Raw genomic sequence first — 20,242 nt, forward strand, 5'->3', positions numbered from 1 at the left:
CGCGGACTCGACATCCCGCCCGGCGGCATTCCCTTCAACGGCCTCCGCGGACAGGTACACGCCGCATGCGGCACGGGAAAAACCATCATTGCTGCCGCGTCGGCAAAACGGCTTGTGCCCAAGGGGCGCATTCTTGTGCTGGTGCCGACGCTGGACCTGCTGGCGCAGACGGTGAAGGCGTGGCACGAGGCCGGGCACAAAGGGCCGGCCGTGGCGGTGTGTTCGCTCCAGGACGACCCCGAGCTGTGGAACCTCAAGGTGCGCTCCACCACCAACCCCGTGCAGCTGGCCCTGTGGCACGGCACGGGACCCGTGACCATCTACGCCACGTACGCGTCCCTGCCCGTCCTGGCGGAGGCCTTCGAGGGCGCCTACGGCCAGAAGCTTTCCCCGGTGGACCTCGCGTGCGTGGACGAGGCCCACAGGACAAGTGGGTCGATGGGGAAGGCGTGGGCGGACATCCACGACCAGACCGTCATCCCGGCATACCGGCGGCTGTACCTGACGGCCACGCCGCGGATCTGGGAGGAGCGGCCCAACCGGGAGGTTGCCGAGGGGGTACGTGACCCGCTGCCGCGGGAGATGGCGGCTTCCATGGACGACGAGAAGATCTTCGGGCCCGTGCTCTACAAGCTGTCGCTGGCATCGGCCGTCTCGCGTGGTCTTCTGGCTCGGTACCAGATCATCGTCCTGGAGCTCCAGGACCCGGTCCTCACGCCCGAGCGGCTCTATGGCGAGGACCGGTACACCGAGGAAGTCCGCGGGCAACGACTCGGGGCCCTCCAGGCCGCGCTCCTGCACACGATGGCGCAGCACGGGCTCCAGACGTGCATCACCTTCCACCACCGGACGATCGAGGCGCAGGCATACGCGGAGGGGCTTCAGCGGGTGGCTGCCAAGCTGCACGCTGACCAGCCGGAGAAGTACCCGAAGCGGATCTGGGCCAACTGGCTGTGCGGCGAGCACGCCCCGGAGCGCCGGCGGGAGGTGTTGGGCTCGTTCGGGTCCACCGCGCAGCGGGCCGTGCTCTCCAACTGTCGCGTCCTGGGCGAGGGCGTCGACATCCGGGCCGTGGACTGTGTGGCCCTGCTGGACCCCAAGGGCGCGCCGCACGACATCGTCCAGGCCATCGGCCGGGCGCTGCGGCAAAAGCCCGGACAGGGAAAGCTCGCTTCTCTGATCGTGCCGGTATTTCTCCAGCCCGGAGAACAGCCCGAGGAAATGTTCACCTCGGGATCGTATCGGAATTTGGTGAAGGTATTGGAGGGTCTGCGGGCTCATGATGAAGAGGCGGTGGAATTGCTCGCTATTCCGCAGGAGCCGCAGAAGGACGTGGTGCAGCCGTCCGCCTTCATCGGCCCGGAGCCAGAGGAAGGCGAGGAAGAATCCCGCCTGCTGCTCCGCTTCGCCGCTCCCCGTGACCCGGTGATGGTCGCAAACTGGGTGTCGTTCAACGTGATCGACACCGAACGCCAGGACTGGGCACGCGGCTGGGCCGCGCTCAAGCGGTTCACCGAACGCGAGGGCCACGCCCGCGTCCCCTACGGCCACAAGGAGCCCCCCGGCCCGCACCCCCTTGGGCAATGGGTCGCCGAACAGCGAAGGGCCTACGGGACCGGGCAGATGACCGGCCAACGCGCCCGACGGCTGGAGAAACTCGGCATGGTGTGGAGCCTGGCGGATGAGCGGTTCCAGGAGAACCTGGAAGCGGCCCGCGCCTACTACGAGATGCACTGGACCCTGTGCGCACCGAGGTCGGCGACAGCGCTGGACAGGCCGGTGGGGCAATGGCTGTCCAACCTTCGGCGGCCCGGTGCTCTGGACGGTCACCCGGAGTGGGAGCAGGCGCTCAAGGAGCTCGACCCGGACTGGAACCCGGCGTGGCCGGCGGACTGGCAGCGCAACTACGCCGCGCTGCGGGAGCTACTGCGCGACGAGGACCAGGCCGACGTCCTACCCGGCGTCACCGTCCACGGGATGGACGTCGGACGGTTTGTCCAGAGGAACCGTCAGCACACGGTGTGGACCGGGCTCACGGACGAGCAACGCGAGCGCCTCGAGCAACTCGGCATCACCCCGCTGCCACCGGAGCAGGACACACCCGCCAAGGCCCCCAAGACGGCCTCTGGCACCTTCGAACGAAGCATCGCAGCCCTCGCCCAGTACAAAGCCCGCACGGGCTCCGTAGGGCCCATCAGCCGCTCCCACATCGAAGTCCTGCCCGATGGCACAGAGGTCCGACTAGGGGTGTTCCTGAGTAACAGCAAGAGCAGGCGCGCCAAGCTCACCCCCGACAAACTCCAGCAGCTGGCGGAGCTCGGGTTGGAGTGGGCGGCGGTGTAGCCGTGTGGAAGGCTGCATCAGGGGCCGTGCCGGACGCAGCCGGCACGGCCCCCCTGCGCGGTACGCGGCCTTGCCCGCGCGGTATGAGGCCGGGCGGGGCCGGCGCCCGGCTTCTGCCCGCAGGGACCGGTCTCCCGGCGCCGACTACTCGGCGACCGGGGGACAGTAGCGCCGCTTGTCGCTTGTCGCGGCGCAGGTCAGGGCCGGGTCTCGCGCGGCGAACTGCCCGCGCTGTGCGGATGGCTGGGGAGCCTGCCGCTCCGGCCCCTGCTCAGGCTGCTCAAGGTCGCCGTAGCGCCACCCAAACGGTGCACCCACCGTGCGGTGGCCGGTGCCCTCTGCAGAAGGTGACTCATGACCAATGACCGCAGGGAAGGCAGCCGAACATGAGTGATGACTGGGACGCTTTGACCGTTGACCAAGCCATTGCCAGGCTGCAGCAGCTCAAGAATAAATACGGTGGATACAAGCCATTGCATATCCCTGCGGACCCCTCGACTGCTGACGGCGATGGCTCGTACCCGGCCTCGCAAATCGCGTACACCTACAACGGGATTACGGTCCTCTCCGGTCCTCCCGTCGAGGACGTTGAGCCCAGCGCTGAGTAGTGCTGTACAGAAAGTGCCGCTGAGCCCGCCGTCGTAGGTGACCCCGGGCGCACCGGACAGCAGAGCGCGGGACCGTGTGGCGTGGGGTTGCCGACGCCGCACGGCCCGATCAGACAACCGCAGTAGTGGGCGAGGACTGGGGCACCTGCAGCACGTCTCCGGGGGCGCCAGGCGAAGCGCTTCAGGTCCCAGGTAAAGGGGCCGACGTAGGCCTCGTCGAAGTCGTTGACGTTGAAGATCAGGCGGCCGTTGGCGTCCATGTACGTGCCGAAGTTCTCCGCGTGCAGGTCGCCGTGGATCCACACGCGCGAGGTGCGCTCGTCCAGGAACGGCCCGCCCCGCTTTTCTTGATCCAGATCGTGGTAGAAGAGGCACGCCGTGCCCCGGTAGAACGCGAAGGCCGAGGCCGCCATCTTCCGGAACTTCACGCGGAACGCGGCCGGGCCGGCGGGGAGGACCGGCAGGCCATGCAGGCCAAGCAGTCCGACGACGGAACACCCCCGCATCGGCGGGGAGGACGCTGTCTTCGCCCGGGTCGACTCGGTGGCGGGCGGAACACCCCCGCGTCGGCGGGGAGGACCCTTCCTGACCTGCACTTTAGGAGGGGCTTTGCATTTCCTTTACCTTTGGAGCAGCGGTCATGCGGATCAGGGTAAGGCCGTCGAAGTCGACGGGGATCCGGCGGCGGGTTCCTGCGGTGCGGATGGCGTAGCCCTGTTCTGTGGCGGCGGGGTGGACGAGGATGGCGGCGCCGTTGCCCACGACTTCGGTGACGGCGTGCCAGAGTTCATCGCGGACGCGGGCCGAGACGCTGCCGACGAAGATGCCGGGCACTACGTCGCTAATCCATCGGCTGAGGGCGCCGCGTAGGTGGTCGGGGACTGCGGTTGTGGCGATGACGACCATGGAGGGCATCAGGTGCCTCCGTTGGCGTAGTTGACGCCTGCTGGGAGGACTCCGGTTTTGGGGTCCCAGAGGTGGACCATCTGCACGTCATGCCGTTCGGAGCGTTCCTCGTCGGTGTCGTCGCCGGCTGTGGTCGCCTGGGTATGGGGCGGGGTCAGTAGGGACTGGACGTCCTGGACGATGCGGGGCAGGAGGCGTAGGAGTCGGAGGTTTTCGCGGAAGCGGCGGCGGGCTTCTTGTTCGGGGTTGTCGGAGTTGTGGAGGGCGAAGGCGAGGGGGAGTGTGATGTCGGCTTTGTAGAGGTCGGCAATGTCGTAGACGAAGGCGTGCTGGGTGCCGGTGTGGACGTAGCCGAGGGCTGGGGAGAGTCCGAGGGCGAGCAGGGTGGCGTGGACGACGCCGTACAGGCAGGTGTTGGCTGCGGACAGGGCGAGGTTGACGGGGTCCTGGGTGTCCCATTGGTCGGGCCGGTAGTTGCGGCGGAAGCGTCCGATGCCGTGCTGCTGCGCGAGGATCTTGTAGAAGGCTTTCATGCGCTGGCCTTCCATGCCGCGGAGCTGGTCCAGGGTGATGGATTCGGGTAGGTCGGCGTCCTTGAAGCGCATTCGGTACATGCGGACGGCGACTTCGAGGCGGCGTGCTGGGTCGGCCCATGTTGCGACCTGTTGTTCGAGCCAGTGGGTGGTGAGGGAGTCGGGGAGGATGCCCGCGTAGGCGCGGACGCCGCCCGCTCCCACGCAGACGACGCTGGTGCCGTGGCGGGCGAGGGTGGCCAGGGCCGGGGTGGTGATGGACACGCCGGGGCCCAGGAGCAGGCAGGACAGGGCAGCGGTGGGGATGTAGACGAGGTCGGTGCGGTGTGCGTCGATCTGGATCTGCGCGCACACTCCGGTGTCGTCCTGTACCACCCGGACCATGTCCAAGTAGAGGAAGGACAGGGAGTCCGCGACGCGGGGGAGCATGGCCAGGGTGGGTGCGGCGAGGCGTCTGCGCGCCTCACCGCCCTTTCGTGGCGGGCTCACGCGGTTGTTGCGGGGGCGAGGCTGAGCAGTCCCGCGCCGTACGGTTTGCACCGTCCGATGCCGTGGATGACGGCGTCTTCAAGGGCGTCGGGGTCGGTGACGGTGGCGGTGCCGTCGTAGCGGAGCAGGCTATGCCGCATGCCGGAGGCGTTTGGGGTGCGGGGGCGGGCCGGCTCCATGCTGGTGGAGGTCAGGACGTGGAGGTCGAGGCCGGTTTCGGCGGCTCGGCGGAGCCACCACTGGTCGGCGTCGGCGCCACAGAGCGGCACGATCCGTCCCCGCTTGCCCTTCTCTTCCAGGGAGAGCCGCTCCCGTTTGGCGGGGTTGAGGACGATGCGGTAGCGGACGCCGAGCCCTTTGCGCAGTGCGGTGAACATCGGGGCGAGGCTCTTGACGTCGGCCTGGCCGTATCCGGTGGGCAGGCGTGCCGGGTCGAGTGTGGCGGCCTGGACGAGGAGGGTGCTGGAGGTGTCGGTCTCCTCCAGGCGGTACAGCAGCCCGGCCTGCTGTCGGGGGGCGTTGCCGAGGTTGTCGGGGACCATCCGCATGACGGTGCGGTGCATCTGGGTGGCGTCGCGCAGGTCCCGCTGCACGTCGCGGCTGTGCGGGTTGAGGCGGATGCGTGCGATCACCGGGTGGTCGTTCATGCGCTTTCCTCGAGGTGGGCGTAGTCGATCAGGCGCTGCATCAGGGTCTGTGGGGGGCCTGCCAGGGAGCGGGGCACCGGTAGCCGGGTGCGGTGCAGGCGGCGGCCGGTGTGGCTGCGGCCGTGCTGGGCGAAGCTCACCGGTGCGTCGTTGACGTCGATGACGTCGACCGGCGCAGGTTCTCCCGGACTGCTGGGGGGTGGTGGCTGTTCGAGGAGGAATTCCACGGGGATCGTCCCGGCTTCCGGCCCGTCGCCGTCCTTGGCTGGTGGTGCGGTGCGGCTGAGCGGCACCCGGGTGCGGAGTTCTTCCTCGGGGTCGTCGACGTGGCGGCGCAGGAGGAACGGCTCGTCGGGGACGCAGGAGCGGCGGCCCAGGTAGGGCGCCCAGTGCGGGCGGCTCAGGGCACCGGCGAGGCGCTCGACGGTCTCGTCGGCTGCGGTGACGGCGACGACGAACACCGCGTCGGACAGGTAGTGGCGTCGGGTGATGACGGCGGCGCCTTTGTTGCTGCCTCCGCTGGTAGCGGCGGTGCGGTCCTTGGGGAATCCGCCGCCGGCGGTGTGGTAGTCGACGAGCCGGACGCCCGGCCGGTCCACGCGCACGGTGAGCCGCAGCTCCTGGTAGCGGTCCAAGCTCTGGCCGCGGCCGATTCCCTCGGCCGCGGCGAACATGCCGATGAGTGCGGAGCGGGTCGGGAAGGGCGCGGTGTCCCGCACGGGGGTGAACGCGGAGCGTTCACCCCAGGACTGCAGGGGGCCGGCCAGGCGCAGCAGAAGCCCGCTCACTGCTGGTCCTGCCCGGCGGGCACGGCGGCCTCGACGGCGGCGTCGATCAGCTGGTCGAAGGAATCGTGGGCGGTGCCGAGCCCGGTGTAGGTCTCGGCGGGGTTGATGACGGTGTGGCCGTGGAAGCGGCGGTTGCGGTTGCCGGTGAGGCGGTTGATGTTGCCGGCGTAGGTGTCGAGGGCTTGGCGGGAGGGCTGGGAGAAGCCGCCTTGCGGGTCGCCGGTGACGGGGGTCTCGAAGGCTGCGGCCAGGGAGAGCGGTCGGTGTTCGCGCACGGCGAGGTAGGCCAGGTCCGGGACGGTGTGCGGGGCGGTGCTGTTCTTCTTGGCCTGGGGAAGGGAGAGCAGGAAGTGCTCGGCGAAGGAGCTGAGGACGGTGCGGACGGCCTTGACGTCGCCTTCGAGGTTCTTCAGCAGGTCGGCGACGTTGACGGTCGCGTACCGGTAGAAGACGCCGGCGCTGAACTCGGCGGTGTCGAGGTGGCCGCTGCCGGTTTCGGCCTCGCCCAGCCAGTCGTCGACGGCGGTGAAGTAGTCACGCTGCGGTTCGGCGGCGTGCGTGGTGAACGCGTGGGCGACCTGGGCCGCCCCGTCCACGTTGGCGTCCGGGAGCTCGGCGAGCATGCGGCCCAGCAGGCTGATGGAGGCGGTGCGCCGCTTGAGGATCTGCTCGATCAGGTGGGGCGGCAGGACCTGGCCGGGCTTCTTCTTGCCCTGGGCCACTTCCAGGGCCTGGCGGTGCTCGGCGCACACGGCGGCCAGTTCGTCGATGGCCGCCTCCGGCAGGAACAGCAGCACCGAGGTGTGGCCGGCCGCTTCCGTGCCGATGCCCTTCTTCCCGGCGCTCGCAGCGACCTGCGCTCCGGCGAACGCGGCCAGCTCGGCGGGCCAGTCGGCGTTCTGAAGGGCGTGCTGCACCTTCGCCGGAACCAGGCGGGTGCGGGCGGCCTTCTCCCCGAGGTCCTGCTCGACGCCGAGCCGGATGGCCCGCTTCCAGGACTGGCTGGAGACCCGGATGCGGGAGGCGTTGCCGTAGCGGACCTGCTTGGGGGAGCCGAGGTCGTCACGGTTGAGGTTGGCCGCGGGCACCGACTGCAGGGCACTCAGGTCCAGGTAGAGAGTCATCGGTCGTTCTCCATAACGGAATCGAAGGGGGCGGGGTCGCTCGTGCCGGCGGCGGTGCGGAAGTAGCTTTCGAGCCAGCGGGTGGCGATGCGGTCGCGGCTGCGGTTCCACCAGGCGAGGTCCTCCAGGAGGACCGCCCAGTCGAGGGTGATGCCGCCGGACTGGAGCTGGCGGACAAGGGCGGGCAGGCCCGGGTGGATGGCGTCGCTGCTCTGGCGGGCCATCAGGTGAAGAGCGCTTTCGGCGGAGTTCGCCTTCATCACGCCCTTGGCGACGGCCTGGCCGAGCGAGGCACCCAGGTTGGAACGCTCGTACCAGGAGACGGACGCGCTGTCGTCGGGCGTGGTGTCGCGGGCCGAGCGGGGACGTGCGGCAATCAGTGAGGCCACCGCGTAGTACGCCCGCCGGACATCAACATGGTGCTGGTCGTCGTGGTCACGCAGCCACGGCACCAGATAGCGGTGCACGTAGTTGCACCGCTCCACCGGCAGCCCGAGCCCGCGCCGCAGGGCGGCACGAGTCTGCGTGGAGGCGCACACGCGGTGCACGTAGGCGACGAACCGGTCCGAGGGACGGGCACTTGAGGAGGTCGGCGGAGCAGGAGCCGCCGGCGCAGAATCGGTCATGAGACATCCCTGATGCGGGGAAAGGGTGGGGTGACAAAGCGCCGGCCGTGCCGCACGGACGCGGTCGGGCGGGTTCAGTCGGATACGGACGGCTGCAGCAGTGCCAGAAGGAGGCCGCGGGCGCGGTGACGGGCGCGCGCCACCCGGATGTCCGCACGGCTGGCCTGGCCGATGGCCTCATCCAGAGCGGCAAGGGCTGCGTCGACGAACGGCCTGTCCACCCGGCCTGTGGTGCGGCCGGGCTCGGTGAGCCGCCAGAACTGTGTCTCCGCGGCCGGCCAGTACCGCGTCAGCGCGGCACAAGCCCACGGGCCGGGCTTGCGGGCATCCAGCTTGATCTTGGCCTTCGGTGATGGGTCGACACTGCTGTCGGTGGCGATCTTCCAGGCGATCCTCGCAGCGAAGTCCAGCCGGTCACCGGCCTGCTCCGCAGCACTGTGACAGCGCTTGACGTAATAGGCCATCTCCGGATCGTTCTCCTCCTGCCACTGCAGGACCTGCGGACTCGTCGCCCGGAACCAGACACTGTCCTTTTGCTGCCCGTCCTGGTCGAAGCCGTAGGCGCGCACCCGCAGCCGCGGCAGCAGCCACCTGGGCAGGTGCTCCAGAGCCGGAGGGCGCCGGGCGTCCTGACGGCTGTCCTTCAGCAGCAGCGAGTCCAGATCCCGCCACAAGGCCCGCGCCCCGTCGGCCTCCCGCGGCTGGAAGTCGCCGTCCTTGCGCCGATCGAGGATCTGGTATGGGTCCTGCACCTTCTGCGGCAGCTCGTGCGTCGACCAGGTGAGGTAGGCATCCGTCACCGACCGGCCGCCCTCGGACGACACGAGCAGCGCGGCATGACGGAACCGGCCCGTCAGCATCCGGCCCGGCCACGTCACCGGCGGCAAAGCCTCCAGAGGGGCGCGGAGATCCTCCTCCCACGGGCACGCGTCCTCCGCCTCCCAGTCGACCTCAACCTGGGGGCTCGGCACGGCCAGCACCAGCGTGGTGAACAGCTCCGGCCCCCACGGAAAGTAGGAGACGGACTTGCGCAGCGGGGCCGCATCACCGCTGCCCGCACGCTCACCCGTGATCCGGCGGGGCGTGCACTGCCCGGACGGGCCGTAGTACAACTGCGCGATCAGATGCCAAGCCGCCTCGGCGGCCGGTACCGGCACGGGCGCGGTGTCGGTGAAATGCCCGAACAACACCGCCCCGTTGATGCCCGTGGGCCGTCCCATCACCAGCTTGTTCACCCCGGACGGGTTCGGCGACCCCTTCGCATCCACACACTCCGCCATCAGGCGGGGATCCTGCAGGAACGGCCGCTCGGGATGGAACAGGTCGAACCGGCCCACCAAATCCGTGCGGCCGAAGTAGGCGTCCACCGCCCGCGAATCGAACCGGCCAGCCTTCAGGACACGCTCCCGCAGATCGAACCAGTCGTCGATGTCTTCCGCGACGTCCGGATCATCCAGCCGGTCCCCGCCATCGGCGGCGATCCTCGCCGCGATCGGCGCCAGAATCCGCATCAAGCCCGCCGCCGCCGGCGGCACCGGGATCTCCACATCCTCGATCTCATGCGCCCGCTTGAACAACTCGCACAAGCCCACGCACGCCGACCCTCCGGTCAGCAGACGCACCGGAATCCACGGCTCGATCCGCAGGTCGAATCCCCCACTCACCGTCATCCCCTCCAACACCCTCAACCCAGACACGGGCAGGGCAAAGCCCCCCAGAGCCCTGCTCTGGCGCCGTCTGGGCATTCAAGCAGCCGCCACTGACAACGGGCCCGGACCTGGAGGTTTTCGGATCAAAGGCGGGCAGTGACTGGTATCAGCGGCGCACCAGACCGCAGTCCTTGTCCAGCCGCAGTGTCTTGCCGCCGACCTTCACCGCCTGGGCGCTTCCGCCCTGCACGGGCTGGTACAGCACACGCAGGTCTGCGAGCATCGGGTGCCGCGTCCACGACTTCGGTGGGGCGATGCTGTCGGGATCGGCGTCCCTGAGCCAGTCGGCGCGGACCGGGATGGTGCGGCGCATCACCTCCCGCACGGACGAGACCGGCATCGTGCCGTCCGCGGCGGACGCGCCGGCCTGGGGAAGCAGGTGCTCACCCTCCAGGTCCAGGGTTACGCGGCCGTCCTGGTGCACGTAGGCGCACAGCAGTCGCACCGAGTCGGCGCCGAGTCGGGTGGAGATCTCCCACTCGTCCTCTTCGCCGGGCAGATGATGCAGGTCGTGCAGCGCCGAGACGCTCCGCGCGCGCGGGACGGCGAGGAGGCCGGCCATGCTGCGTTCCGCGATGTCCTTGCCCTTGTGGGCCGCCCAAGCTTTGGTCTCGCTGGCGCCCGGGGTGTTCCAGTCGAAGTCCTCGTTGTCCCCGTGGACGGCTTCGACCAGGTCCTGTACGTCGCCCGGGATGGAGACGGTCCCGCCCTTGATCCGGGCGAGAGTGCGGGAGGTGGTGGAAAGGAGGTGCTCGGAGTACACCTCGCCCCACTGCGGGGGCGTCTTCCCGTCGCCCGCGATCGGGTCGAGCACCACCAGACGCGGCCCGCTCGCCCAGGCCGGGCGGCCGCGGCCGTCGGGGTAGCCGTGCCGGGACCAGTGGTTCTCGTGCCGCCAGCACCGCCCGGCCCGCTGCAGCAGCAGGGACAGCGGAGCGAGATCGCTGATGACGATGTCGGCATCAAGATCAAGCGACTGCTCGACGACCTGGGTGGCCACCACGATCCGGCGCCGCGGACGCGGACCGTTGCGGCCCAGCCCTTGCGTGACCTCCCTTGTGCGGGCTTCACGCACGTCGCCGGGGAAACGGGCGTGCAGCAGCTGCACGCTTCCGCCCTGTGCGTGGGAGCGCTCGTCGAAGCGTTCACGGAGCTTCAGGTAGGTGTTCTGCGCGTCCCCGACGGTGTTGCACACCACCAGGGCGGTGCCGCCCTCCTTCTCGATCGGTTTCAGGAGCCGTTCGATCACCGCCAGCCGGGCCCGGGCACCTCCACCGCCGTGGACGACCGGCTCCACCACGACATCCAGCTCCATGCCCCGCGCACGCACCTGCCCCTGCCGGCGGGCGGGCGAGATCTGGGAAGCCCGTCCGCTCTCCCCGTCCACGTACAGCCACCCCGGATAGGGCGCCGGGAACGTCTGCTTGCTCAGGGCGCGCGTCTTGTGACCGGCGCCCTTCAGGTACTCCTTGATCAGCCGGTCACTGACCAACGCCGGCAACGTCGCCGACAACAGCACGACCGGAACGCCGTACGCCCCGAGCCAATTCAACAAGCGGCCCAGCAACACCTGCATGTAGGGGTCGTAGGCGTGGGCCTCATCGACGATGAACGTCTTGCCCGACAGGGCCAGCAACCGCAGCGCGTTGTGCCGCACCGGCAGCACCGCCATCAGGGCCTGGTCGATCGTGCCCACCGCGAACTGTGCGAGCAGCGGCCGCTTGGACCCGCGCAGCCACCGCTGCGGCCGCATGTCCGCCTCCGCCCGACCGCTGCCCTGGCCCACCTCGTCCCCGTCACACGTCAACACGCTCTGCGCCACCAGGTCCTCGTCGGCGTAAGCGCTGTTCAGCCAGGCCATACTGTGCACCAGCGTCAGCCCGGCCTCCTCGCCGGACTGACGCAGCAACGCCTGCGCGACCCGCCCGTGCATCTGATCGCTGGTGGCCATCGTCGGCAGCAAGAACGCATACCCCTGCGTACCGAACGCCTCGGACAAGATCCGCTCGGCCTCCAGAGCCGTCTCGCTCTTGCCGTCCCCCGGCGCCGCGGTGACGAGAAAGATGCCGCCACGACGCCCCTCGCCGACCGCCTGGCGCAGCTCGTCCATCACCGAGCGCTGCAACGGATTGGGCTCACCCTGAATGCCGTAGGCCTGTGCGAACTCCTTGCGCTGCAACCGCACGCGGGCCAGCCCAGCCTCAGCCAGCAGACCAGGAGCATCGCGCTTGGAACGCTGGAAATGATCCGCCAGCACCGGCTCCAGCCCCCGCTGCCGCTTTTGGAGGTAGTCCTCCTGGCTGACCAGCCAGTCGGCAAGAATGACCAGCCCCGTCACCAGCACCGCGGCCGGCGCCTTCAACACCCCCGGCGCCTGCGGTGTCCCCAGCAACCCGTGCACCGCGGCCGCGTGCGCCATCCGCTGCCGCGCCCAGGCCGCCCCACCCAAAAACGACGCAGCGATACCGTCCTCAAGGCGGTGAAAACGTCCGTGATGACCACCGACAACCTCGGCCAGCCGCTCCGCGACCTTCAGCTCCTCGTCACCGGCAAAACCCAGACCTGCCAGCACCTCTCTCACGCTCTGCGCGCCGGCCACGTCATGCCCGAACCGCTCCGCGGACATCTTCACCCGGTCACCGCCCAGCTCCGCACTGAGGTACTGGCTACCGCGCCTAGAACAGAACTGAAAGCCTGACACCTTGCCGACGTCATGCAGACCGGCACACAGCCCGACGACCGTCCTGGCACGGTCCACCTCGCCTGCCAGCCCCATCCCCTCAGCGATCCGCACACGCTGGCTCTCCGACAGGTAGGCATCCCACAAGTGCAGCGCCATCGCGGCAGCATCCAAAAGATGCCGGATCAGCGGATACGGCGCCAGCCCCGGATCCAACCCCCTCGACTTCCCCCACACCGACTCATCCGGCGCCCCCCACTCCCCCACCAACCCCGCCCCCTTGGCACTGCCGACCAGCCAGAAGAGCCTGCATTCAACCACCACCCACCGACAACAGCCCCGCCGCCCGGCCCTCGATACAGTGGCCCCATGCAGCCCCACCCCTCACGGCATCGCCCCCTCTCCCGTGCAAGGGAATGGCAAAGCCCCTCCTAAGCCGCAGGTCAGAAAGAGTCCTCCCCGCCGACGCGGGGGTGTTCCGTCGAGGAACGCTTGAGTGAAGGTGCCGACCGAGTCCTCCCCGCCGACGCGGGGGTGTTCCGCTCCTTGGCTAGTACTGCAACGGTGCTTGCCGTGACTGATGGCCAGGTTGGTCGTTGGTGTGTTCATGGGTGGGGACCTTGCTGATGTCAGGTTGTGGGCGGGTGAACTGGACGCTGTGCATGAGCGGTTCGTGCACCGTTTCAGCAGGTCGGAGCCGCGGGAGTCGGCACTGGCTTATATGCGGGGCCTGATCGCTCCGCTGCAGCGGAAGAACGGCTGGACGCTGGCGGAGGAAGCCGGCCACGCAGGCCCGGACCGTATCCACCGGATGCTGAACCGGATCGAGTGGGACGCGGATGAGGTGCTCGACGACGTGCGTCAGTACGTGGTCGAAAACCTCCACGACCAGGACGCCGTCCTGGTCGTGGACGACACGGGCTTCCTGAAGAAGGGGACGCGGTCGGCCGGGGTGCAGCGGCAGTACTCCGGCACCGCTGGGCGGACGGAGAACTGCCAGGTCGGCGTCTTCCTCGCATATGCAACCGACCGCGGGCGGACACTGATCGACCGGCGTCTGTATCTGCCCACCTCCTGGACCGACGACCGCGAAAGGTGCCGCCGGGCCGGCGTCGATGACGAGGTCGCCTTTGAGACCAAGGTGGCCATGGCGAAGGCGATGGTCCGCCGCGCCATGGCGGACAAGATGCCGTTTCGGTGGGTGACCGCGGATGCCGCCTACGGGTTCAGCAAAGGCTGGCGGTCGGAACTGGAGCGGGCGGACGTCTTCCACGTCATGGCCACCACCCGCCACGACACCGTGGTCACCCGCTGGGCGATCGACCATCCCGTCCACGACTTGTTCAACGGTCTTGCCCGGCAGAAATGGAAGCGTCGTTCCTGCGGCAGCGGGGCTCACGGCCTGCGGATCTACGACTGGGCACGCGTCGAGCTCCGGCCCTGGCACCGGCCCGACCGCCGCCACTGGGTCATCGCCCGCCGCAGCGTGAGCCGACCCGGGGAGATCTCTTCTACATCGCCTACTGCCCGGCCGAGACAACACTTGACGACCTGATCCGCATCGCGGGCAGCAGGTGGGCCATCGAGGAGTGCTTCCAGAGCGCGAAACAGGAATGCGGCCTGGACGACTACCAAGTCCGCCGCTACCCCGGCTGGCACCGACACATGACCCTGGCCATGGCCGCCCACGCCTGCCTGACCGTCCTGCGAGCCCGCGAGCTGGATGCCGGGAAAGCAGAAACGGATCCTCCCAGCTCATCCACCTCAGCCTCGCCGAGATACGACGGCTGATCACCCGCCTCACCGACCGCCGACCCGCCCCCGTCGAGCACATCCTGCACTGGTCGGCCTGGCGCCGAAGACGACAACACCAGGCCCGCACCAGCCACTACAAACGACGCGGACACAGCCCCAGACCTGGCCATCAGTCACGGCAAGCACCGTTGCAGTACTAATACTCCAGTCGCGTTTCTCCATTTGTGCTGGTCAGCGCCTGGGTTTCGAGTCTATTTGACTGACGCACCATCAGGGGGGCGGTGGTTCGTGACTCACCCGATCGAAGTGCGTGCGGCGCCGGTAGTGGCAGTGTCGAGCGGCGGCTTGGTGTCGTCGGCGCCAATGCGACCAGTGGAGCCGGCGCTGGGGTAGTTGCGGTCTGCCTGTCGGGACATGGGCAAGATCCAGGAGCCGTCGCACTTCTGCCACGGTGAGGGGAACGAGGCTGCCTGGACCGTTTCTGCGACCCCCTTTTCGAAGGCGTGGGCGGCCATCGCCGCGAGGAAGCAGTGCGCAAGCATGGCCAGCGTGATGTGCCGATACCAGCCGACGTAGCGGCAAACCTCGTACTCATCCAGGCCGCACTCGTTCTTCGCGGCCTGGAAGCACTCCTCGATGGCCCAGCGTGAGCCGGCCACGCGGACCAACCCGGCGACGGTCGTCCCGTGTGGTGCGAAGGCGAGGTAGTAGGCGATCTCCGCGGGGCGGGCCAGACTGCGGCGTGCCAGCACCCAGCGGTGGTGCATGAGTGCCTCGCCGTTCTCGTCGTCGACAGCGGGGAGCCTGGCTGCGGCCCAGTCGTAGACCCGTGGCCCCTTCGCTCCGTTCCCGCACGAGATCCGCTCCCAGGCGTCGTCTGGCGCGCCGGTCAGGACATGGTCGATGCGCCAGCTTCCCGCAGGTGTCTTGACCTGCTGCGACTTGGGGACGGCCAGCACATACCCCACACCGGCACCCTCCAGCACCCGCCGAAAGCCCCGTTCCTGCCCGTAGGCCGCATCAGCGTCACCCAGGCGACCGGCAGCGCTGAGTCGAGCGCGCGCAGCACCATCGCGCGCGCCAGTTCGGGCTTGGTCGCGAAGGGCCTGTCCTCGGGGATTCTCGCTGCCCGACACCGGTCCTGGTCGTCGGTCCAGGACTTGGGTAGATACAGCTCCCGGTCCACCAGGGCCCGCCCCTTGGCCGAGGCGTAGGCGGCGAACACGCCGATCTGGCAGTTCTCGGTGCGGCCGGCGGTCCCCGAATATTGGCGCTGCACCCCTGCCGAAACGGAGCCTTTCTTAATGAAGCCGGTGTCGTCGACGATCAGCACGCCGTCCGGCTGTCCGAGCCGCTCGGCCACGTAGTCCCGCAAGTCGTCGCGGATCTCGTCCGGATCCCACTGGCACCACGACAGCAGTCGCTGCAGGCCGTACGGAGTGGCATGGCCCACGTGCTCGGCGAGCTGCCAGCTGTTCTTCCGGCCGACCGGGCCAAGCAGGCCGCGCACGTAATCCCGCATCCGTTGCCGCGGCTCTACCCGCCCGAATCGCTTGCCCACCCGCAGCAGCAGGGACTCCAACTCACTGGCCCACAGACCCGCTTCAACATCCGACTCCATGACCGGCTCAACGCACCTCGATCGGGTGAGTCACGAACCACCACCCCCCTGATGGTGCGTCAGTCAAATAGACTCGAAACCCAGGCGCTGACCAGCACAAATGGAGAAACGCGACTGGAGTACTAAGGCGCCGGCGTTCCGCCGGACCGAGTTGCAAGAGGTGTCACGCCGCCCCGGGCGCAAAAGTGCCAGAGGTGTCCGACCGTTCGGCGCCGTGCTCCTGGTGCTCGTCGGTGTACGTGATCTGGGAGACGTACAGGGGGCGGCGATGACGTACCGGAGCACGGCGGCCGGGGGAGGCGGCTCGGTACTCCCGAAGCTGCGGCCAGGTGCCAATTGGCGCCTGGCCGCAGCTTCGGAAGTACCGAGCCCAGAAGGGGCTCTCAAACGAGGTTCCGCACTTCGCAGTCCGCGGCGATGGTGTCACCGACGTCGCCGACCACCACGTCGGAGCCGCCGCCGCAGGACACGGTGTCGTTGCCGACGCCGTCGCGCACAAGGATCGTGTCGTCGCGGCTGCCGGTCGTCACGGTGTCGGCACCAAGGCCGGCGTCGACCCTGGTAGGAAGCGCGATCTTCCCCTGGTAACTGTCGTTACGGTCAAACATGTGGATTTCGAGCAGCAAGACCGTGCTGGCTCTGCCGCAATCCACGCTGGTGCCGCCGGGCCTATGGAAACACGTATTGGTGGCCACGCCCGTGGTGTCATCGAGGATCAGACGGTCGTTGGAGATGGTCGCCGACATCTGGTTCTCCACGCCGGCATTCGCGTAGAGGGTGACGTAGGCGTTGAGGCGGACCGCCTTGGAGCCGAAGCCCTGGCCCGAGGCCGGGGTGGCGAGCGCGGTGACGAAGAGACCGGCGGCCAGGGCCGGACCGACCGCTCGCTTCAGGGTACTGCTTACGATCTTCATGCTGGGTTTTCTCACTTTCGCCGAGGAAGGGCGCCGGGCACCCCCCTCGTCGAAGTGAAACAGCTGGTTATCCGGCCTGCACTCTTGGTGACGTACGTTCGAGTGGGCCCGGGGCTTATGTGTGGGCGAGCTCCTGCAGTAGCGCGTCAAGGAACTCCGGGTCGCCGTCGTCGTGGAGGCCGATCTGTGCGCAGGTCATGCCGGCGGCGCGCAGGCGGTTGCGGGTGGTGGCGTGTCCGGGGTGGAGACGTTGAAGGTGTTGTGCGTGCGGGGTGGCTTGCTCGGTGCGGTCGAGGAGCTCGGCAAGCTGACCGGTGGTGAGGTGGGTGTGGCCGGTGGTGGCGAGGGCGCGTTGCACGGCCCGGTCGTAAGCGTTCATGGGCGTCTACCGTAGCTGGGAGCGGTCCGCCCCGGGCGAGGGCGCTAAACGGCGTCCGAGGGCCCATCCCGGCGCCTAGAGCCTCACTCTCAGCTACTTGTCACTTCGCCGCAGCTTCGGGAGTACAGGGCCGAGGCGACTGGTTTCGTCGCACATGTGCGAGAGGTGCGACTCCGAGGGGGGATCGTCAGGGACGCCCTCATGACCACCCGGCCGGGGTGTGGTCATGATTGACACCCGATCGAGTCTGAGGAGTCTTCGTGAGCGACTTACCTGCGGGCGTTACAGGCGCCATCGGCCACGCCCTGGCGTTCAACCTGCGCCACCACGGCCAGCAGTTCGGCTTGGACAATCTGCGCTGGACTGACTTGTACGTGGACGTGATCACGGCACTGAAGTGGGTTCACTCGGTGGACCCGGCGACGGCCGTATACGTCGCCCGGCGCGCTCTGCAGGACGCAGCCGACGAGGGCGACAAGCAGCCCGTGCCCCTGAAGGAAGCAGCGCTCTGTCTGCGGCACTCGCTGACGCAGGGCAGCGTGCCGTATGGGAAGTGGTCGGAGGAGCAGGCGGAAGCGTTCGTGACCGCCGTCCTCCTGGACGTCGACTGACGCCCGGGTAGCTCTCCTGACCGAAGGGCCCGCTGGCCGTGGTGGCTGGTGGGCCCTTCGTCGTGGTTGGGGTGGGGCTGTGAGACGGCCGGGCGCGGCGCGGTGTCCCTTGGCTCGCACTGGTGCGAGAGGTGCGACAGGTGCGCCTACTTGCCCTTGATCCGCTGCTCTACGACGGGCAACTGCTCCAGGGCGACGGCCACCAGGGCGGCCATGATGACGTGCTTCGGCTGCCGGGTGGCGAAGTGGAGTTCTTCGAGGGCCTCGGCGAGCGCGTCCGCGGACTCCTTCGGCATGTACCAGGAGCGGCGGTCCATCGTCGGCCCCTTGGCCCGTGCGGGCCGCTGTACGGGCGCAGGAGAGGCCGGGGCGGGCGCCTGCGGTGCGGGGGCGTCTCCGTCGTCTGTACGGGCGTGACGGGACCGCAGCAGTGCGGTGAGGTCCTGGCCCCCGCTGGACGGGGGCGGCAGCTGCTTGCCGCGGCTCACTTCCCACCCCCCAGGGCTTTGGCCAGTGCCCGGTACGCCTGGGCGTGCTCGGAGTCGGGGGCGTAGTCGATCACGGTCCGCCCCGAGCGCCACGCCTCGGTGACGACGACACCCAGCGGCACCGTGCCGAGGATCGGCAGCCCCTCCAGCTGCTCGAGCTCCGCGAGCACGGACTCCGCCAACTTCGTCGTAGGCCGGCGCAGCAGGGACACGACCAGGCCGTGAAGCTCGAGCGGCTTGTCGCGCAGGTCAGCTTCCATGTCGGCGATGCATCGCGGTTGAAGACTGAGGGCTATGGCGGGCACCCGATGAAGGTCTATGTCCATCGCCGGCAGCACCATCAGACGATTGAGTGGCTTAACGAAGCCGGCTTCGCCGTCGAGGCGCACAAGACTCTCACCTCTGCCGAGAGCAAGCTGGGAGGGATCACCCTCGCGCGTCGTCAACCGTGAGCGGCTCCGCCTGTCGCGTGGCGGAGCCGATCAGGTGGTCCGTGCGGCGATCTCGCCGAAGGTTGGCAGGCCCAGGTGGATGACTGAGGGCTTGAGAGCGGCATCGAGCTGGGTCAACTTGTCCTCGGCGCCGGCCAGGCTGATCTCCAGGCCCTCGACCTCGCCGAGCCAGCCCTCCCGCTGAGCTTCGGCGATCCGGTCGAGCAGGTTGTCGCGGATCTCGGTCAGACGGTCTCGCTGGGACGGCTCGGGCCGGAGGAGCGAACATCGAACGCAAGCTTCTCTGAACTAAGGCTTGGTCCCCGCGCCGCGCGGGAGGCTCTCCACTGATGCACGCATGACTACCGAGTGCCCTCCCGTCGCCCCGTCAGCTCCTGCGTCCGACTGCCTTCGCTCGGCCGCGTGCCCAGCCCGCGACAACCGTGCCGATGGCGACGGCGACGAGGTAGGCGGTGATGCTCGCCGCGAATCCGCCTGGCAGCCAGCCGAGTAGGCCAGCGTCGCTGTGGTCGACAAGCTGGCGGATCGCTCCCTGCCCCCCAAGGACGAGGAGAGCCACACCGAGGACCTGTAAGACGTCGTACTTCACGTGATTCCCTTCGGAGTTCAAGAGGTCGCTGCCGTGGCGGAAGCACCGCGAAGAACGGTGGTGAACCACGTGTAGACGGGAGCGAGTGTGGGGGATGCAGGCCATCCGTTGATCGTCGCCAGGAGCTGCCAATAGCGCTTGGCGTGCGGGTCAACGGTCATCTGCAGGCGGGCGACGAGCCAGCGGCGCAGATCACCGTCGCCAGCGCGGTCGAACGCGTGGCCGTAGAGACTGCCCAGTGATTCAGCAGGGGGTGCGGCTTTGGCGGAGGCGGGGAGGATGCCGGCGGATACAGCTTCGTCGATGCGTTCACGCATCGCTTGATCGAGGTCGTCGTGCAGGGCGCTGACGTCCCGCTGGGCAGGCTCTTTCGCCTGCTCCTCAGCTATGCGCTGTACCGCGGTACGGAAGTCTGGGTTCTGGCAGAGTTCGGCGAGTTCCACCCAGGCCCTGACCTGTTCAGGCGTGGGATCGTCGGGGAGCTCGGGCAGTGCGGATCGCATCAGGGTCACGAACTCGGGGTTGGCGTCAAGACCTGTGAAGGTGTCGTCGATGAAGTCGGTTACGAGCCGGCGTTGTTCGGACTGGGACAGCGTCGCGAGTCGATGCATGAGGTCCATCTCCATGGTGGTGGTCGGGCCGCGTCTGGCAACTGCTCGTAGTACTGCCCGGCGCAGGCGGAGGGTCTGGATCTGTACGTCCAGGGCGTCGGCGTGTGCTTCGGCGACTTCCGGTATGGATGCCTCCCGGTCCAGCACCTTGCGCACGGTCGCCAGGTCGAGCCCGAGATCGCGCAGCGTGCGGGCCAGTTGCAGTCGTGCGAGTGCGTCGAGGCCGTAAAGCCGGTAGCCCGCCGGGCTGCGGTCGGTCGGCGGGACGATGCCCTGGTCGGAGTAGTACCGGATGGTCTTTACCGTCAGACCGGTCCGGCGGGATAGTCCTCCGATGGAATAGAGCGTGCCGCTGTCCATGCCCCCAGC

The 20,242-nt window shown here is 68.6% G+C and carries 17 protein-coding genes and 3 pseudogenes; 4 read left to right on the forward strand and 16 right to left on the reverse strand.

All coding sequences use genetic code 11. The features are described from left to right. The coding region (locus V8690_RS00005) for a Helicase associated domain protein (RefSeq protein ID WP_338775240.1) at positions 1-2,343 on the forward strand (2,343 nt) is incomplete at its 5' end. A gap of 781 nt (positions 2,344-3,124) precedes the next feature. Here the strand turns inward: V8690_RS00005 and V8690_RS00010 are convergent. The 9 genes and pseudogenes from V8690_RS00010 to cas3 all read right to left on the reverse strand — a co-directional run. Next, a pseudogene (locus V8690_RS00010) lies at positions 3,125-3,409 on the reverse strand (DUF2252 family protein); the annotation flags it as partial. 139 nt (positions 3,410-3,548) lie between these two features. Further along, positions 3,549-3,866 (reverse strand): type I-E CRISPR-associated endoribonuclease Cas2e, encoded by a 318-nt coding sequence (gene cas2e / locus V8690_RS00015; protein WP_338775241.1) that lies wholly within the window; start codon positions 3,864-3,866, stop codon positions 3,549-3,551. Continuing rightward, positions 3,866-4,819: a type I-E CRISPR-associated endonuclease Cas1e gene (gene cas1e / locus V8690_RS00020; protein WP_338785182.1), complete on the reverse strand. Its 954-nt coding sequence runs from the start codon at positions 4,817-4,819 to the stop codon at positions 3,866-3,868. The genes cas2e and cas1e overlap by 1 nt, the downstream gene beginning before the upstream one ends. A gap of 56 nt (positions 4,820-4,875) precedes the next feature. Beyond that, a complete protein-coding gene (cas6e, locus tag V8690_RS00025) occupies positions 4,876-5,526 on the reverse strand; it encodes a type I-E CRISPR-associated protein Cas6/Cse3/CasE (RefSeq protein WP_338775242.1) in 651 nt (216 codons plus the stop codon). Next, on the reverse strand, positions 5,523-6,314 hold the full coding sequence (cas5e, locus tag V8690_RS00030; RefSeq protein WP_338775243.1) for a type I-E CRISPR-associated protein Cas5/CasD: 792 nt from the start codon (positions 6,312-6,314) through the stop codon (positions 5,523-5,525). The genes cas6e and cas5e overlap by 4 nt, the downstream gene beginning before the upstream one ends. After that, positions 6,311-7,438 (reverse strand): type I-E CRISPR-associated protein Cas7/Cse4/CasC, encoded by a 1,128-nt coding sequence (gene cas7e / locus V8690_RS00035; RefSeq protein WP_338775244.1) that lies wholly within the window; start codon positions 7,436-7,438, stop codon positions 6,311-6,313. Before cas7e ends, cas5e begins: the two co-directional genes overlap by 4 nt. Continuing rightward, complete coding sequence (gene casB / locus V8690_RS00040; RefSeq protein WP_338775245.1) at positions 7,435-8,064, reverse strand: type I-E CRISPR-associated protein Cse2/CasB; 630 nt, start codon at positions 8,062-8,064, stop codon at positions 7,435-7,437. The genes cas7e and casB overlap by 4 nt, the downstream gene beginning before the upstream one ends. A 74-nt stretch (positions 8,065-8,138) precedes the next feature. Continuing rightward, positions 8,139-9,734 (reverse strand): type I-E CRISPR-associated protein Cse1/CasA, encoded by a 1,596-nt coding sequence (casA, locus tag V8690_RS00045; RefSeq protein ID WP_338785184.1) that lies wholly within the window; start codon positions 9,732-9,734, stop codon positions 8,139-8,141. A gap of 145 nt (positions 9,735-9,879) precedes the next feature. After that, entirely contained in the window at positions 9,880-12,777 is a 2,898-nt protein-coding gene (cas3, locus tag V8690_RS00050; RefSeq protein WP_338775246.1) for a CRISPR-associated helicase Cas3', read from the reverse strand. Between the two features lie 283 nt (positions 12,778-13,060). Between cas3 and V8690_RS00055 the strand changes: the two are divergent. After that, positions 13,061-14,244: pseudogene (locus V8690_RS00055) on the forward strand (IS701 family transposase). A 482-nt stretch (positions 14,245-14,726) separates the two neighbouring features. Here V8690_RS00055 and V8690_RS00060 read toward each other — a convergent pair. From V8690_RS00060 to V8690_RS00070, 3 genes and pseudogenes are all read right to left on the reverse strand, one after another. Then, positions 14,727-15,829, reverse strand: a pseudogene (locus V8690_RS00060) (IS701 family transposase); the annotation flags it as partial. 383 nt (positions 15,830-16,212) lie between these two features. Then, positions 16,213-16,743: a hypothetical protein gene (locus V8690_RS00065; protein WP_338775247.1), complete on the reverse strand. Its 531-nt coding sequence runs from the start codon at positions 16,741-16,743 to the stop codon at positions 16,213-16,215. Positions 16,744-16,858: 115 nt separating this feature from the next. Beyond that, entirely contained in the window at positions 16,859-17,122 is a 264-nt protein-coding gene (locus V8690_RS00070) for a hypothetical protein (protein ID WP_338775248.1), read from the reverse strand. Positions 17,123-17,382: 260 nt separating this feature from the next. Here V8690_RS00070 and V8690_RS00075 point away from each other — a divergent pair, with 260 nt between their 5' ends. Continuing rightward, a complete protein-coding gene (locus tag V8690_RS00075; protein WP_338775249.1) occupies positions 17,383-17,733 on the forward strand; it encodes a hypothetical protein in 351 nt (116 codons plus the stop codon). A 146-nt stretch (positions 17,734-17,879) separates the two neighbouring features. Here the strand turns inward: V8690_RS00075 and V8690_RS00080 are convergent, their stop codons facing one another. Together V8690_RS00080 and V8690_RS00085 are read right to left on the reverse strand one after the other, a co-directional pair. Continuing rightward, the gene (locus tag V8690_RS00080) at positions 17,880-18,221 is read right to left on the reverse strand and encodes a hypothetical protein (RefSeq protein WP_338775250.1); all 342 of its coding nucleotides are present in this window, start codon (positions 18,219-18,221) and stop codon (positions 17,880-17,882) included. Continuing rightward, on the reverse strand, positions 18,218-18,433 hold the full coding sequence (locus tag V8690_RS00085; protein WP_338775251.1) for a hypothetical protein: 216 nt from the start codon (positions 18,431-18,433) through the stop codon (positions 18,218-18,220). The genes V8690_RS00080 and V8690_RS00085 overlap by 4 nt, the downstream gene beginning before the upstream one ends. A gap of 9 nt (positions 18,434-18,442) precedes the next feature. Here V8690_RS00085 and V8690_RS00090 point away from each other — a divergent pair, with 9 nt between their 5' ends. After that, positions 18,443-18,673: a hypothetical protein gene (locus V8690_RS00090; protein ID WP_338775252.1), complete on the forward strand. Its 231-nt coding sequence runs from the start codon at positions 18,443-18,445 to the stop codon at positions 18,671-18,673. 367 nt (positions 18,674-19,040) lie between these two features. Here V8690_RS00090 and V8690_RS00095 read toward each other — a convergent pair whose 3' ends face one another. Both V8690_RS00095 and V8690_RS00100 read right to left on the reverse strand, forming a co-directional pair. Continuing rightward, positions 19,041-19,262, reverse strand: coding sequence for a hypothetical protein (locus tag V8690_RS00095; RefSeq protein WP_338775253.1), 222 nt, complete (start codon positions 19,260-19,262; stop codon positions 19,041-19,043). Positions 19,263-19,279: 17 nt separating this feature from the next. Then, entirely contained in the window at positions 19,280-20,233 is a 954-nt protein-coding gene (locus V8690_RS00100) for a MerR family transcriptional regulator (RefSeq protein ID WP_338775254.1), read from the reverse strand. Positions 20,234-20,242: the final 9 nt, after the last annotated feature.

Origin of the sequence: Streptomyces sp. DG1A-41 (assembly GCF_037055355.1) — a bacterium.
In the GTDB taxonomy this organism is placed as follows: Bacteria; Actinomycetota; Actinomycetes; order Streptomycetales; family Streptomycetaceae; genus Streptomyces.